The organism is Microcoleus sp. N9_A1 (assembly GCF_036701795.1).
In the GTDB taxonomy this organism is placed as follows: Bacteria; Cyanobacteriota; Cyanobacteriia; order Cyanobacteriales; family Microcoleaceae; genus Microcoleus.
Genome location: NZ_JAUBRI010000111.1, coordinates 1 through 14,249, shown reverse-complemented (window position 1 = coordinate 14,249; position 14,249 = coordinate 1). Strand labels below are relative to the sequence as shown.

The 14,249-nt window shown below is 45.8% G+C and carries 13 protein-coding genes, 1 tRNA gene and 1 pseudogene; 8 read left to right on the top strand and 7 right to left on the bottom strand.

Features of this window, described 5'->3' with window-relative positions:
* Positions 1-47: 47 nt before the first annotated feature.
* From QUA58_RS29295 to QUA58_RS29270, 6 genes and pseudogenes are all read right to left on the bottom strand, one after another.
* Positions 48-1,181: pseudogene (locus QUA58_RS29295) on the bottom strand (RNA-guided endonuclease InsQ/TnpB family protein); the annotation flags it as partial.
* Positions 1,172-1,771: an IS607 family transposase gene (locus tag QUA58_RS29290; protein ID WP_333397623.1), complete on the bottom strand. Its 600-nt coding sequence runs from the start codon at positions 1,769-1,771 to the stop codon at positions 1,172-1,174. The gene QUA58_RS29290 and the pseudogene QUA58_RS29295, both read right to left, overlap by 10 nt.
* A 116-nt stretch (positions 1,772-1,887) precedes the next feature.
* Positions 1,888-2,775, bottom strand: a complete 888-nt coding sequence (gene prmC, locus QUA58_RS29285; protein ID WP_333397620.1) for a peptide chain release factor N(5)-glutamine methyltransferase — start codon at positions 2,773-2,775, stop codon at positions 1,888-1,890.
* A 145-nt stretch (positions 2,776-2,920) separates the two neighbouring features.
* Positions 2,921-3,754 carry a Tic22 family protein gene (locus QUA58_RS29280; RefSeq protein WP_333255768.1) on the bottom strand — a complete coding sequence of 278 codons (834 nt, stop codon included), beginning with the start codon at positions 3,752-3,754 and terminating at the stop codon, positions 2,921-2,923.
* Positions 3,755-3,905: 151 nt separating this feature from the next.
* Positions 3,906-3,979: transfer RNA gene (locus tag QUA58_RS29275), tRNA-Pro, on the bottom strand.
* A gap of 518 nt (positions 3,980-4,497) precedes the next feature.
* Positions 4,498-5,049, bottom strand: coding sequence for a GNAT family N-acetyltransferase (locus QUA58_RS29270; RefSeq protein WP_172187348.1), 552 nt, complete (start codon positions 5,047-5,049; stop codon positions 4,498-4,500).
* A gap of 507 nt (positions 5,050-5,556) precedes the next feature.
* On the opposite strand from QUA58_RS29270, the gene QUA58_RS29265 reads away from it, so the two are divergent.
* From QUA58_RS29265 to QUA58_RS29230, 8 genes are all read left to right on the top strand, one after another.
* A complete protein-coding gene (locus QUA58_RS29265; RefSeq protein WP_006631881.1) occupies positions 5,557-6,282 on the top strand; it encodes a hypothetical protein in 726 nt (241 codons plus the stop codon).
* A gap of 128 nt (positions 6,283-6,410) precedes the next feature.
* Positions 6,411-7,283, top strand: a complete 873-nt coding sequence (locus tag QUA58_RS29260) for an alpha/beta hydrolase (protein WP_333397618.1) — start codon at positions 6,411-6,413, stop codon at positions 7,281-7,283.
* Between the two features lie 299 nt (positions 7,284-7,582).
* Positions 7,583-8,725: a heat-inducible transcriptional repressor HrcA gene (hrcA, locus tag QUA58_RS29255; RefSeq protein ID WP_445301914.1), complete on the top strand. Its 1,143-nt coding sequence runs from the start codon at positions 7,583-7,585 to the stop codon at positions 8,723-8,725.
* Positions 8,726-8,904: 179 nt separating this feature from the next.
* Complete coding sequence (locus QUA58_RS29250) at positions 8,905-9,033, top strand: hypothetical protein (RefSeq protein WP_333255756.1); 129 nt, start codon at positions 8,905-8,907, stop codon at positions 9,031-9,033.
* A 335-nt stretch (positions 9,034-9,368) separates the two neighbouring features.
* Entirely contained in the window at positions 9,369-10,976 is a 1,608-nt protein-coding gene (gene metG, locus QUA58_RS29245) for a methionine--tRNA ligase (RefSeq protein ID WP_333397613.1), read from the top strand.
* A gap of 91 nt (positions 10,977-11,067) precedes the next feature.
* Positions 11,068-11,673, top strand: a complete 606-nt coding sequence (locus tag QUA58_RS29240; RefSeq protein ID WP_006631885.1) for a LabA-like NYN domain-containing protein — start codon at positions 11,068-11,070, stop codon at positions 11,671-11,673.
* Between the two features lie 217 nt (positions 11,674-11,890).
* Positions 11,891-13,087, top strand: a complete 1,197-nt coding sequence (gene lptC, locus QUA58_RS29235) for an LPS export ABC transporter periplasmic protein LptC (RefSeq protein ID WP_333255752.1) — start codon at positions 11,891-11,893, stop codon at positions 13,085-13,087.
* Positions 13,088-13,172: 85 nt separating this feature from the next.
* Positions 13,173-13,754 carry a Uma2 family endonuclease gene (locus tag QUA58_RS29230; protein WP_333397612.1) on the top strand — a complete coding sequence of 194 codons (582 nt, stop codon included), beginning with the start codon at positions 13,173-13,175 and terminating at the stop codon, positions 13,752-13,754.
* A gap of 211 nt (positions 13,755-13,965) precedes the next feature.
* On the opposite strand, the gene QUA58_RS29225 is transcribed toward QUA58_RS29230, so the two are convergent.
* Positions 13,966-14,166, bottom strand: coding sequence for an ISAzo13-like element transposase-related protein (locus QUA58_RS29225; RefSeq protein ID WP_333397610.1), 201 nt, complete (start codon positions 14,164-14,166; stop codon positions 13,966-13,968).
* Positions 14,167-14,249 lie beyond the last annotated feature (83 nt).

Below are 14,249 nucleotides of genomic sequence, written 5' to 3'. Positions count from 1 at the left end.
GCCAGTCATCCCCCGATTTCTCGGTTTCGACTGAACGAATCGCACTTGTAAGATCCGTTAACATCCGCATTGATTAACCGACCAGTCGATGTTTTGTACAATCCTCGTGAGATCCGTTTTCCAGTAAACACAGGCTCTTTTTCGGTTTTTCCATAAACAGGAATTGGGTCTAAACCTAAAAAACTGGAACGGGATGTGTAGGATTCCTCCTGTACAATTACCGTGATTCCTACCAGCCGAGCTTTGTATTCTAGCATCTCAATTAATCGAGAATGAGGAATGCTGACAAAATTTTGGTTAGTTTGTTTGCCTAAATTGATCTCAGTTTTCCACTGTGCATTTTTGCCGATGACCAGCGTTCCAATTTGGTTTACTACCAAATGGTCAACAATCACACGACTAGCATGATGCAAGTAATTATCAACTTTCTGATTGCGACAGCGAGTTAATCCCTGAATTCTGGGTGAGGTTTGACGATTTCCTTTTAACTGGGATTGTAATCGGGATTTGCGTTTATTGTAGAACTGGTTAATCGATTTTAATGGTCGCCCGTTAATCAACAAAGGGATAAATCCCGGTTGATTTGAAGTTAGCGCTGCTAAATTGCCCAGTCCTAAATCAATACTAGCTATAGAGTTGGCATTGCTGGCGGTGGACTCCGGTTCATCATAAATTACCTCAATTACATACGAATCGCATTTGGGAACCAATCTAACTTGACAAATCTGGTTGGGATTTACCTTGGTTTTAATTGAAAGTTCAGTGCCAGAAAGTTTGATAATTCCTTTCTTTAACTGTTTGCTACTAATTGCTTGAATCGTGTACACAAGGATGTTTCGTCCTTTAACTTTATCTTTGTACTTCGGTAGTTTGGGGCGACCAGTGAATTTAGAAAAATCAGTTTTGTAAGCTTTGACGGCTTCAAAAAACGATTGCCAATTCTTGTCTAAAACCATTAAGATTTGCTGACTAACTTTAGCTTGCATTGCCTTGTACGCTTCATGAGACTTCATCAAGCGGTTCATTTCACTGTAACTAACATAACCCCATCCATAAATAAAGCTCTGACGAATGACGTAATTGGCGGCATTGTAGAGGTTTTTGGACAAGAAAGCTAGTTCGTCAATTTGGGCGAAACGATGTTCCGTGGATTTGATGATATGTCGTTCTGTTAGTTGCATTCAGAACCTCCATCTTTCAGTTCGGCGATTATTTTTTCGGTTTTTCGACTCGCACGGCGCTGTCCGTAAAGTCGAGCAGCAAAACTTGTAACTATTGCCACTAAATCTTGCATTAGCTCATCTTTTCCATTCTCCGCTAGATTGACTATTTCTAATTTAATTCCCAACCGAAAAAGCAATACGCTTAGGTAATTTGTACCAAAGCGAGCTAATCTATCTTTATGTTCAACCAGTAAAATGTCGTAGTCATTTTGCTGTAACAGTGCTTCTAACTGCTTTCTGCTATCGTTTAATCCACTGCCAATTTCTTTGACATTTCTCACAATTTGATAACCGTTAGCGACTGCATATTCCGTGAGTCGTTTTGATTGACGATTGAGATTGTCTTTGTTTTCGGAAGACGAGACTCGGCTATAAATAGCAACTCTGTTTTTCTTGATTTGGGCCGATGATACTGGTGGCAAATAATCAACTATGATCGAACCGCTTTCTGTTTGTCGTGCCGGATGTGGCAGCTTGTTTGCTTTCCACCACCGCCATGCAGTTGTGTAACTTATGCCTATCGCTTTGGCGTAGTCAGGTAGTTTCATTTGCGACCTCCTGACTACATATTACCATGATTGCTTATAAATGCTTATTAACTTAATCAAGTTTTACAATACCATTTTAGATTTTAGATTTTTGAAGTACGACATATTCTTGAAACCTAACGTCGATACGCTAAGGCAAACCGATCGATTCCTGCTAAATCAGAAAATATCTGAACTTCACCGTAACTCCCGTGACTTTGCAGCATATCAGCTACCGCCGTTTCTTGTCCCGCCATCATCTCCACCAACCAAACTCCCCCGGATTCTAAATAATCGGGAGCCGTTTCTACCAAATGCCGGATGCAATCTAACCCGTCAAAACCACCGTCTAAGGCCAGATGAGGTTCGTGCTTCAAAACTTCCGGTTGTAGAGTCAGAACTGTGCTGCTGGGGATGTAAGGCGGGTTAGACACCATGCCGCTAACGCGACCTTTGAGAAATTCTAGCGGTTCCCACCACGAACCTTGATAAAAATTAATTCGCGATTCAAAGCCCAAATTCTCAGCATTTTGTTGAGCCACTGCCAAAGCTTCCCAACTGCAATCTACCGCATAAACTGTAGCATTTGTCAACTCAGAAGCCAAGCCGATCGCGATCGCCCCGCTGCCCGTTCCCAAATCCACCCAATGCGATTTGGGATTGACACCAGAGCTTTTAACAGCTTCCACAGCCAAATCGATCAGCAATTCCGTTTCAGGACGGGGAATTAGCACCGCCGGCGTTACTTTGAGCGAAAAATGTCGCCAATATGCAACTCCAGTTAAATACTGCACCGGCACTCGTTCCTGCAAGCGCCACTGCCACAATTGAGCAAGTTCCGATAAAGACAACTTTAATTCAATTTTTGGCAAATCTTTAAACGACTCCAAACGCAGAGCCAACCTATCCAAACCAGCCAGCTCTTTCAGCAGCCAGTCGATTTCTGCTAGGGGAATGTCAGAGGCGATCGCCTCCGCCTTAGCTTGATTCACCCACTGCCAAAGCTCTAAACCAGAAATAAACATAGGACTTTTTAGTAACAGGTAATTTCTAATTACTAATTGGCAATTGGTAATTCTAATTGATAATTAGAATTGATAAATAGTAGGTTGAGTCAAGAAACCCAACCTACTAACTAATGACTGATGACTAATGACTGCTGACTAACTATTAGCGAGCCGGTTGAGGTTGACTCGGAGCTGGAGCCGATCGAGCTGGAGCCGGAGCCACCTGTGGATTTTGGCCAGCACCCGCAGGTTGGAGCGATCGCACAAATTCCAGCGACTCCCGCGACGGAATCAAAATCATTTGGGTCAAAAACGGGTCGTTCTCAGTACGCAAAGCTTCCAAAACGCTCTCCAAGTTCACCACCTCAATCTTAATTGTGGCGGTCACGTTCGGCTGCTGCTGCTTAAAACGATCGACCATGCCCTGTAAATCCTCCTTGTTAAAAAACAAAGGAATCACCTCTTGCTGGCCCCGCTGAATCGTCAAATAACCATTTTCCGCACCGCCTCTGGCCAAAAACAGAGGTACACCGTTGAACTCGTTAACTTGTTGACCAGTCTGCTGAAGTACAGTTTTAGCCGACTGCACCTGCTGCGGAGCCGGAACGAAAGCAAATTGCACTTCCTCCGGCTTGCCTTTATTTGCTTGAGTGAGCTGATAAATTTCGCCCAGGGATACTGGCATCACGCGCACCGAGGCCGCCAACTGAGGATTTCTGGTTTTCAGTTGATCTACAAAAGCTTGAGCATCTTTCTGGCTGATGAAAATTCCCGCCACGGAAGCATTACCAGTTTGACCCTGACCCTGCTTGGGAACAGAAGCGATCAGGGGCGCACCCTGAGCGTCTGTAACCGTAAATACCGGCACCGATCGCAATTTTTCCAAAATTTGTGGCTCCGGCAGTGCCAGTGCAGACATCTTGCCAATTGGGGAGGGGCCCAGCAGAGTGCTGCCGACAATTCCCAATATTGCGCCCAAACGAACTAATGATTTCATGTTTTTTCCATCAGGAGCGATCCTGAAACACATTAACGCAAAGACTCGCGCTTTCACACTATCGGCAAAAACTGCCTCCATTTGTTTTCATTTGACGAAATGTAAACATCAGAGACAGTTCTGCTTCAATCTATTATTTAACATTGTGCGATCGGGATGACAGGATTTGAACCTGCGACATCCTGCTCCCAAAGCAGGCGCGCTACCAAGCTGCGCTACATCCCGGTGTTATAGTTAGCTAACCTCTAACCATTAACACACAAAATTGCTTGCTTGTCAAGCTTTTTTAAATATTTAGCTCTCGATGCAGCTAAGGCGAAGTTTTTTTCAGGTTGTGGGGTTTGACCCCACCCAAAAACCGATACCAGCCCCTGACTCCTATCGTGATCTGCTCACAATTTTAGACCCTTCGACAAGCTCAGGGCAACGCCCTAGTTCAAGCTCCCAGATTCATCTGTGGAATAAATCTCAAATCTCAAATAGTTCCTTCGACTCAGGGCAACTCGACTGACGGGGACTTGACCCCTCGACTGAGCGCCGATCGTCTGAATCACTCGCCGAATGTCTCACCGAAGTGTCAAATCTCAAATCGACTGACAATACTTGCACAGCTTCATAACGGCGCTGATGCCGAGATACATCAAAGCCTAACTGACCACAGCGCACAGGTGCATTCAGTGTTGTCAGCGTCAATATTGTATTGTATATCCTCAACAAATCAACGCCGACCTGCACCTCGCTCGCTAATCTGGATACCAAAACATACCTTTAATCCCCTCTGGATCGGACATAAAGCCCAAATTGCGGTAAAAATCCACCACTTGAGGGTCAGCAAATAAGGTAATGTTGCTGATATCTTCACTGCGGAGTTTTTTAATGATGTATTTCATCAGCGCCTTGCCCATGCCTTTGCCCTGGTAGTCAGGATGCACTACCACATCCCAAAGCGTGGCATTAAAAGCATGGTCTGAAGTCGCCCTGGCGAAACCCACCAGCCGTCGCTGGCTGCCCCGCATCTCCCACATAGAGACGACTAAGAAGCTGTGCTGAATAGCTTTTTTGACTTTACGCAGGGGACGGCGGGACCAACCCACTGCATTACAGAGTTCTTCGAGTTCGTAGAGGTCAATGTCCCGATCGCAACTGAAAAAGATGCGAGCGTTGCCGCTGGCGGGTTTGCGAAACGTTGGGGAAAGCGGATCGCCTAACCCAACAGCCACATCTTCCTCAAAATCCGCTGTTTGGGGTACAGAGGCAGACTCAGAACTACTAAATAAGTTTTTCCAAAAACCCATGCAGGCGCGGTTAAGGTAGTAAAAGTTGGACGACGAGAAAGAGAACCAGACAGATAAACCCACTCCGATGGCGTAGGATCAATTGCCGGTAGCCTCTTGAGGAACAGTTTACGGTACACTCATCTTACGCCGAAAACAGCGATTTGTCGTCCAACATTGAGTCTGCGCTTTTTTGATTCTGTCAAGTTTGGTAGAACTGTTCTGCTAGCCAGTGCCCGGACAACCCGCTTTTAAGGTAAAATTTGTTGCCGAACCAGGACAGAGGCATTTTGGGAAATCCTTCTTTTGAGTGCCGCCGATCGCGCCGGAACTTATACCCTTGGTGGGAAATACCACTGGAATGGCGCAACGGTGACATTCTCGTGATAAGTTCTCAGACAGATTTGACTTTTGCTTTTAGTGAGGAGACGGGCACAATTTAAGTCGAATCGTCGAATCAAAAATCCCATTGCCATAAGGCATGGAAGAGTCAATACCTATTATATTTCCCGCACCTTCTCCTCAATTATGGCTTCGGGTTTAAAACCATCTACACTAGAACTTCTCAAGCGCTTTAACCGAGCGTTTCCGCAGTTTTATGAGCAATTTGTCAGCAGCGAAATCCAACTGCAAAACCTCAAATTAGCTTACCAACTTTACAAAACTCGGCAAGCAGTCATCGAAATCCGAGCCGAAGGTAACAAAAGTGCCCTGCATTTTGCTTACCGGAACCAGTCTTTTCTACTGAGCGATATTTTTGGAGTGCTCGCGGCCTACGGACTGACAATTCACAGTCTGAGTCTGTACGGTCAAATTTACCCGCCCATGCTGGTATTTATCAAATTGGTAGTATCTCGCGGTGGCAAGGTACTGGCAGATAAAACAGCAGAAAATGTCTGTAGAGCCGTTCGAGAGGCATTGGCGGGACATTTTGAGGTTGAAGAGATGTTGGCGGTGGAATTTAATTTAGACGCGGGTTTGGAAGATGTGGCAACTGAATTCTACGTCGATCCGGTTTTCCACTTGCCAGCTTTGCTGATTGAAGCAGATAATCAACCTGGACTTTTTTACAAAGTTATGTATGCCATATGGCAAGAGGATTTGTTGGTAGTAAATGCTAATTTGTTGGTTTGGCGGGGGCGAACTCGGCTGATTCTCTACTTGTTGGGACCCAATGAAAGTTTAATTCCTGAGTATCTGGGGCAGAAAATCGCTGAGGGGGTGCGACAAAGATTGCTAGGCGAGCGATTTTAGGGATACCACTGACTAGGCGTGAACACCTGGTTTTTGGTCAAAACCTTAGTGTGGAGAAAGTTAAACCAAGCCGATCGCCCGATCGAACTACTGATACCTCTGTGTTGATTTCGGGATAGGATAAAATTATGGCAACCATCGACATCCTAGGGGTTCGGCACGCTTACGATTTGACGGCTCCGACTGCAACTTCCCCGGTTCTGGTATTTGTCCACGGCTGGCTGTTAAGCCGCCGCTACTGGCAACCGTTGACCGATCGCTTGGCATCAAACTATCAGTGCCTGACATACGATTTGCGGGGCTTTGGCGATTCTCAAGCCGACGACGGCAGCGGTCATCGCGGGCGTTCCCAAACGCTTAACTCCTGCTACACTCCCGCAGCTTACGCTCGCGATTTGGAACTTTTACTCGAAAAACTCGATATATCTTCTGCTTGGCTGGTGGGACACTCTCTGGGAGGTACGATCGCCCTTTGGGGAGCCAGCCAATTGTCCGATCGCATTAAAGGTGTCGTCTGCATCAATGCAGGCGGCGGCATCTATCTTAAGGAAGAATTCGAGCGGTTTCGAGCCGTCGGCAAGCAGCTAGTGAAAATGCGTCCCGGCTGGCTGCCTCGCTTGCCGTTAGCAGATTACCTGTTTGCCCGCGATTCTGTAGCCCGCTCGATCGGCCGCTCTTGGGGACGGCAGCGCTTAATAGATTTTGTGGGAGCTGATCCAGAGGCAGCTTTGGGGGCTTTGTTGGACTCCACCACAGAAGCGGAGATTCACCTCTTGCCGCAAATAGTATCCCGACTCAAGCAGCCTGTTTATTTTATTGCCGGCACTAAAGACAAAATTATGGAACCCAAATACGTGCTGCATTTGGCTAGCTTTCACTGGATGTTCCAAGGTGGCGGCGAGAATGTCTTTCAGCTTCCCGATTGTGGCCATTTGGCAATGGTGGAACAGCCGGATGCAGTGGCTAGTTACCTGCAAAATATTCTGCAAGAACACACTTAAAGGGCATTGGGTAAAGCGAAACCGAGGAATGGGGCATTAGGCAGATCTCCGGTTCTCTGAAGCGAAGCTTCCCAAATAGAAAGTTACAAGTTAAAAGTTAAAACATTTTTCCCTGTTCATTCCCTTAACATCGATCCGTAAAATCGCTTACACAATCGGTTAAATCCCGTACACAATCAGTTGCCGAGCTTCCTTCGCCTAAATCTGTTATGTTAAATAGATAACTCTGCCCGATCGCCCTTAAGGACAGAGCTTCTGACTCGATAGTGGCAAATTGTCTCAATACTAATTCTGCTTAAATATCTGTGCGCGTTAACCTCACCGATCGGCAACAACACATCCTTTGGGCAACGGTTCGCCACTACATAGCTACAGCGGAACCCGTTGGCTCAAAAGCTTTGGTTGACGAATTCAACCTCAGCGTCAGCCCAGCTACAATTCGCAATGCTATGGGGACTCTCGAAAAAGCTGGGCTGCTATATCAGCCCCACACTTCGGCCGGACGAATCCCCTCTGACTCCGGCTACAGAATTTATGTAGACCAGTTGATTCAGCCCTCTGATACCCTCGCCCGCAAGGTGGAACAGGTACTAGACCAGCTCAACTGGTCGGATGGTCGCATGGACGCGGCACTCCGTGGCGCTGCTCAAATCCTGGCAACTATCAGCGGTTACATAGCAATGATCACCATACCGCAAACCCATACGGCTTGCTTGCGCCACTTGCAACTGGTGCAGCTAGAGGCGGGAAAGGTGATGTTGATCGTGGTGACTGATGTTTACGAAACTCATTCGGTGCTGGTGCAGTTACCCAAGCACGCAGATGGTAGCTGGCCAGATGAGGAAATTGTCGATCGCCAATTGCAGATTTTGTCGAATTTTTTGAACAGCAAGCTGCGGGGGCGATCGCTTTCGGAACTCTCGACTGTAGACTGGAGCGAGTTAGACCGGGACTTTGAACTGTACGCTGAATGGATGGAAACCATGCTGGCTGCTTTAAGCCGCCGCCAAAGCAATCCCACCTACACGCGAATTCTGATCGGCGGTTTGGCAGAAGCGCTGCGCTTGCCTGAGTTTTCGCAGTTGCAGCAAGTTCAAACCCTGGTGCAATTGCTCGAACAAGAGCAGGAACTGCTTTGGCCTTTGATTTTTGAATCGCCTGAGTTGGAGAGGCCAGGGAAGCGGGTAACGGTGCGTATTGGCTCGGAAAATTCCTTGGAACCAATTCGCGGCTGTACTCTGATTTCTTCGATTTACCGCCGGGGATCGGTGCCGGTGGGTAGTGTTGGGGTTTTGGGGCCGACGCGGATGGTTTATGAAAATGCGATCGCGGTTGTGGAAGCTGCAGCCGATTATTTGTCAGAAGCTATTGGCGGAAATCGAGTTAGTTTTCCTGATGGCGATCGAGGGCGATCGGATCATCCCTTGTTAGATACACCCTAATTTGATAGCCCCAAGCTTAACTAACTTGGGGTTTTATTGTCTGTGGACGTACTCGCAACCTTTAAAAACCGGGTTTTATGACAAAAAACCTAGGCTTTTATACTCTTTTTGGGGCAAGAAACTAAAGCTTCGCGGTTGACAAGAGAGTTTCGTAAACAACCAGGTTTCTGCGTCCCTGAGTGGCTCGGAAAGTGGCAGGAGTTGCGGGCGATCGACTTTCCAGCGATCGGGAGAAAGAGATTGCGATGGTGAGCGATCGCGCATTCACAGAAAGTGGTCGCGGAGCGTTAGTCGAACGGCGGGTTTAGCCACCCAACTGACGATTTTTTTTGGCAACCGGGTGGGCTGCTAAACCCGCTATAGGGATAGCGGCTACGACCAATGAATAGATGAGGCGCTTACCCTGGGAGCGTCGATTCCCAAGGCAGCAGAATGTCAAAATATTAAGACATTTTAGAGAGTTCGTCAAAAACAACTAAAAAAGATTAGTGTGGATAGGAAAGCAATATTTCTTTTGGAAATAGCCCGGGTTAGACAATTGCAAATAACTTGCAGTGAATTTGGCTTGATTGCCACTCCATAAAAAATTTAACCGCTGAGTTAAGATCGAAACGAAATTTAGGGAATTTTCTTTTAGCATTCAATGAAATCGACTGATACAACTAAGAATACCTTTGCGATAACAACGCCTCTGTATTATGTAAACGATTTACCTCACGTTGGCAGCGCTTATACGACTATGGCTGCGGATGCCCTAGCCCGATTTGAGCGGCTGCGGGGCAAATCTGTTTTGCTGGTTACGGGGACGGACGAACACGGGCAGAAAATTCAGCGGACAGCCGAGAGTTTGGGACGATCGCCCCAAGCTCACTGCGACTTAGTAGTTCCGGCGTTTGAAACGCTGTGGGAGCAACTCGACATCCAGTACGATCGCTTCATCCGCACAACTTCGCGGCGCCACGAGTACATTGTCAAAGAATTTTTCCAGCGCGTCTGGAACTCCGGCGACATTTACTTGAACCAGCAACAAGGCTGGTACTGCGTCTCCTGTGAAGAATTTAAGGATGAACGGGAATTGTTGCCGGGAAATCGGTGTTCTGTCCACACCAGCAAGGAAGTTGAGTGGCGCGACGAGGAAAATTACTTTTTCCGTCTGTCGCGGTATCAAGACCAACTGCTGGCCTTGTACGCAGAACGTCCCGACTTCATCGCGCCGGAAAGCCGACGGAACGAAGTGCTCAGTTTCGTCAACTCTGGACTGCAAGACTTTTCGATTTCTAGAGTGAATCTCGAATGGGGTCTGCCAATACCAGTTGACCCCAGTCACAGCATCTACGTCTGGTTTGACGCTTTGCTGGGATACGTCACCGCCTTGCTAGATCCGGACAGCGACCCGATGTTGGAGAATGCTTTATCTAAATGGTGGCCGATTGACTTGCACTTGATCGGCAAAGATATTCTTCGCTTCCACGCAGTTTACTGGCCGGCAATGCTGATGTCAGCGAATCTACTGGTGCCGGGTCGCGTTTTCGCACACGGGTTTTTGACCAAAGACGGCAAAAAAATGGGGAAAACGGAGGGTAATACTTTAAACCCTGTCGAATTGATCAACAAATACGGCGCTGATGCAGTGCGTTACTATTTTCTCAAAGAAATTGAATTCGGAGAGGATGGCGATTTTAACGAAACTCGGTTTATCAATATATTGAATGCTGAGCTAGCAAATGATTTGGGAAATTTGCTTAATCGTACCCTAAACATGGCTCGCAAATATTGCGGTGGCTGCGTACCAAATGTGTTGGGAGAAAACATTGACGGCGACAACCTTCTCAAGGCTATGAGCCGGGATTTGGGCGATCGCGTCGCGGGTTTTTACGAAGAATTGGCTTTTAGCAAGGCTTGCGAAGCTGTACTTGCATTAGTGAGAGCCGGGAACAAGTTTATTGACGTACAAGCACCTTGGAGTTTGTACAAGCAAGGACAGCTCGAAAGTGTCCAACAAGTGCTATATTCGGTTCTGGAATCTGTTAGACTGGCATCTTACCTTTTATCGCCGATTATTCCTAAGATCAGCAACGCTATCTATCAGCAGCTAGGTTTTTCAATTGACTTTAACGATCGGGTTGCCGTTAACAGTTCAGCGACTTTTGCAGTTCATGCTGCCTGGGGCGCTTTGCCGGCCAACCAAACTCTGGGAGAACCCCAACCAGTTTTTAAGAGGCTCGAACTGTTGGAAACATTACCGTCATAGTTCGCAGCCAGCGATCGGGGTGCTATGACAGATTATGAATTAGCACTTTTTTCCTTAACCAATCTTTCATAAAAATTGAGGCATAACAATCATGTTGAATAGAATAGAAAGCAACGACCTTTTTACACCGGAACAGGTTCTCGAAAATCGGGGTCGAGTAGCAATTTTTATTGACGGCTCTAACCTTTTTTACGCGGCTTTACAGTTAGGCATAGAAATTGATTACACTAAGCTATTGTGCCGTTTAACAGCCGGTTCACGGCTGTTACGCTCTTTTTTCTACACTGGTGTCGATCGCACTAACGAGAAACAGCAGGGGTTTTTGCTGTGGATGCGTCGCAACGGCTACCGAGTGATTTCTAAGGATTTGGTGCAGTTACCAGATGGTTCTAAGAAAGCCAATTTGGATGTAGAAATTGCTGTGGACATGATGGCTTTAGTCGGGTCTTACGACACAGCGGTTTTGGTCAGCGGTGACGGCGATTTGGCCTATGCTGTGGATGCTGTGAGCTACCGCGGTGTGCGGGTGGAAGTCGTGAGTTTGCGATCGATGACCAGTGACAGTTTAATCAATGTAGCCGATCGCTACATCGATTTAGAAATGATTAAGGATGACATCCAAAAAACATCGCGCCCTAACTATGCTTACCGCCCGCTGTCGGGTCTAAGCTTGATGGAAGAACACGACGACAGATAGGGATTTGGTAAGAAGTCATAGGGAATTGGGAATAGGGAATGGGGGATAGGCATAGGTAATAGGTAAGGGGTGGAATCATTAAAAATAAGAAGTTAAAAATTTAGATAAAGTATAAAACATTTTTAATTTTTGATTTAGTGTTTTTAATTAGCCAACTACCAATTACCAATTACCAATTACCAATTCTCAATTACAAATTCCCAATTATCGATTACCAATGATTAATCTCCAATCCCAAAATTCCCATCTCAAATCCCCAAAATCCGTGCTGCTATTTTTAGCAGCATTGATTTTGGGGATTAGTGCTTGTGCTGCTCCCCAAGAAACTCAAAATAACAAATTAGCAGAGGATCTCAAAACTGCTCAGCAGTCAAACAGCTCTTTAACCTTAAACAAAGTAACCCTAGAACAAGCCAACGAAAAAGGCGAAATCTTCTGGAAAGTTAACTCACAAAGTGCCGTTTACAGCAAAGACCAAAAAACAGTTAACGTTCAGAAACCAGTGGGAAAATTGTTTCAGGACGGCAAAGAAATTTATGACATTCAGGGAGAAACTGGGCAGGTATTTCAGGAAGGAAATCAGGTTTTTCTCAAAGGTAACATAGTCGCTACTGACCTTAAAAATGGCGTGGTATTGCGGGGAAACGAGTTGGAGTGGCGACCAAAGGAGGATGTTTTAGTTGTCCGCAATAATTTGACTGGAGAGAACAAACAGGTGACGGCTTCAGCGAAGGAAGCGCGGGTTTTCAGTAGGGCTAAGAGGATGGAGTTATTCGGCTCTGTGGTGGCGAATGTTAAAGATCCGGCTTTGCAATTGCGAACAGAGCACTTAGTGTGGTTTGTCGAGCAACAAAAGATAAACAGCGACCAACCGACTCAAATTGACAGATATAAAGATAAAAAAGTAACAGACAGCGGTTTTGCTGACCAGGTAGATGTAGACTTAAAAACCAAGATTGCGACATTAACGAAAAACGCTCAATTAATGCCATCAGACCCACCGCTGCAAATAGAAAGCAGTTTGATGAGTTGGAATTTTCCGGCGCAATCGGTGGTATCGCCTGGGCCTGTGAAGGTTTTTCACCGCGTGGAAAAGGTGACGATGACTGGGGATACGGGGCGGGGAGATTTACAGAAAAAAGTTTTTTATTTGACGGGAAATGTGGTAGGAATTGGTGAAAAACGTCAAGCTCAATTAAATACCGATCGCGTAACGTGGTATTTAACTAACCAAACTTTTGATGCAGAAGGAAATGTGGTTTACAAGCAACTAAATCCGGTGTTTAATTTGACTGGGCCGAGGGCAGCGGGAGAGTTGAAAAATCAAACTGTGATTGTCAAAGGCGACGGCGGCGGTGGCCAAGTGGTTACGGAATTTGTACCGGACGAGTACAAGGGAAATTTGGGACAGTAGATGGGATTGCAACCGCAGATGCGGGCAGATGAGCGCTGATGAACGCAGATATAATGAAGATTAGATTGAGTAAGGAGGGGTTGGGATGACTACAACTTTAGAAAAGTTAGAACGGCTCGATGAACCTATCTTAATTGACGAGCTGAGTTGGAGAGAGTTTAAAGTGGTTGAACAGTTGCTCTCACGCCCAGGGGTGAGATTATCGTTTTTAGATGGGGTACTGGAGATTAGACGTATGCCGGGAGAAAAACATGAAACGATTAAAGAACGAATTGGTTCTCTACTAGATCTTTATCTGCTTCAAATGGGAATTGATTATCAGCCTACTGGTTCGATGACGCTGGAAAGTCCATCGGGGTTGGTGAAGCGAGAAGCTGATAAATCCTATAAATTGGGAGCTAACCGAGAATTTCCCGATTTGGCGGTGGAAGTGGTGGTGACTAGCGGAGGTATTAACAAGTTAGAAGTTTACAAACGCCTCGAAATTCCTGAAGTTTGGTTTTGGGAAAATGGTAGGCTGCGTTTGTATTCGTTCGGGGATGATGGATATGCAGAGGTCGATCGCTCTCAAGTTCTGCCAGACTTAGATATTGCATTATTGGCGCGGTGTATCAATATTGAAAATCACCTTCAGGCAATGCGGGAATTCAGGCAAGCTATTCAATAGAATTTGATTGTGCAATTAAGTTTGTAATAATGACTTCTGCCTTTTCTTAAAGCTTTTAGTTACTAAGGACTAAACTTCCTTACTACAACACATCCCAAGGGGCAGCATACAGTGCAAGTGCAAGAGCGGATCGAAGTCGATCGTCCGAGACAGTAGTAAGGAATGAGAATTAAATAACTTAGGAATGAAAATTTAATAACTTTAGCGTTTGTTAAATAGTCGGCACTGCACGATAATTCCATTTAGGTAGATATTCATCAAAAATAATTTTCATTGTTTCTTTAAATCCATTAGCTACTTTTCGACCAGTTTCATAAATTTTCTCAATCACATTTACTACGACAGAAAGCCCGGTTTTAGTATGCGTTTTTGCCATGAGTTTTTTCACTAACTCAAGAGAAGTAAAAATCACTCCTTGACCATTTGTGACAAGTTAAGAAAAAGTGCAAATTGTCAAGGGGGTAGACTTGCAAGAGGTAAAATAGGATGAAACCT